At 42.8% G+C, this 1,546-nt stretch carries 2 protein-coding genes; both read right to left on the reverse strand.

Going from position 1 to position 1,546, the window contains the following annotated elements; all coding sequences use genetic code 11:
- A partial coding sequence (gene glsA / locus PX484_RS12710; RefSeq protein WP_288104112.1) for a glutaminase A occupies positions 1-794 on the reverse strand: 794 nt, incomplete at its 3' end.
- Between the two features lie 82 nt (positions 795-876).
- Positions 877-1,546: carbonic anhydrase (locus tag PX484_RS12715; protein WP_288104114.1), on the reverse strand; the 670-nt coding region annotated here is incomplete at its 5' end.

The raw sequence follows: 1,546 nt of genomic DNA on the forward strand, positions 1-1,546 counted from the left end.
TAGGCCCATTCTCCTGAAGCGTCGTACATTCCACAGGTAAGCATAACACTGATCACATCTTGAACGTAGTGTTCATCGATCGCCCGTATTCCTGTGATTGGGTTGACACCCCCATTAGCCAAGGTAGCCGCCATCAGGGCTAAATCGTGAGCATGGACGAGAATGGCGCATTGTTGACAGTAAAGATCGAGGGTTTCTTCAATTTTATCGCTGACCATGCCAAAATTTAGCATTAGATAGGCCATGGCCCGATTGCGATTGCCGGTGGATTTTTCCGAGAGAAAAACGGGGACATTAATCTCGTGATCCCTGCCAGTATAGCGTTTAAACATTTCTAAAATACGTTTTAGCCTTTCCGTGGCATTCTGTCCGGTGATTAAATCCGTGGTAGCGATCGCACCAGCATTAACCATAGGATTATAGGGACGATTGGTTTTTTCATCGAGAATAATCGAGTTAAAAGCTTCCCCCGTGGGTTCAACACCGACTTTACTATTAACGTATTCCCTTCCGTGATCTTCTAGAGCTAATCCAAAGACAAAAGCTTTAGAAATCGATTGTACTGTAAAGGTTTGCTGACAGTCTCCCACCTCAAAAATCTGACCGTCAGTGCTAATTACAGAAATACCAAACCATTCTGGAGCTGCTAGGGCTAATTCAGGAATATAATCGGCGATCTTACCCGTCTGTAAATCAGAGTATTTTGCGTGCAGATAGTTAAGATAGTTCCGAAAAGGATAGACTAACTCTTGCTCGGAATTGACGGGACTAATAAAATCTTTTGGGGAAGCCATAGAGGAGTATAGCAGTTATCGTTTAATTGCCACTCTAGAGACGTTAATAGGCACATCTCTAGAGAATTTCTGTAATCCCTAATTAACTTCTCGAACCGCGATAAATGCGATCAGCTTGGGAGGGTTCTAAATAAGTATAGCCCGGTTTTTGGGTTGAGGAGCCATTCTTTTTGGCCACAGTATTAACCGCAGGAGTCGCTTTTTTTACCTCCGCATTAGTCCTGATATAATCCTCAGAAATCTTGAAGGGATGACTATTGGGAAGATGACGACTAGAGGGTAAATTGTCTTCTGGTTCGGGATGGGTAATTTTACTATGGGGAGCGACAAAATCGTGTAGGATGGGATCGTAGGCTAAAATTTCGCCAGTTTCAATCCGAAAAATCCAACCGTGTAGGGATAATTTACCCTGATGTAATCGGGAACGAATAATTGGATAGCTTTGCAAATTACTTAACTGATTGAGAACATTTTCTGCTACTGTCACCTCGATCAGTTCTTCTCCTTCTAATTCTTTGTAATTATCCTTAACTAAACGTCGAGTAGCTTCTGCTTGTTTTAACCAATCGTAAACTAAAGGCATTTCATCGGCCAGACTCTGCAATTTTAACAAACCTTTCATCGCTCCACAATGGGAGTGACCGCAGATAATCACTTGCTCGATGCCGAGAGCGTTGATAGCATATTCTATAGATGCACCTTCACCACCATTGGTTGCTCCGTAGGGAGGGATTATATTTCCCGCATTACGA

This window comes from Microcystis sp. M49636_WE2 (assembly GCF_030065375.1).
Lineage (GTDB): Bacteria > Cyanobacteriota > Cyanobacteriia > Cyanobacteriales > Microcystaceae > Microcystis > Microcystis aeruginosa_C.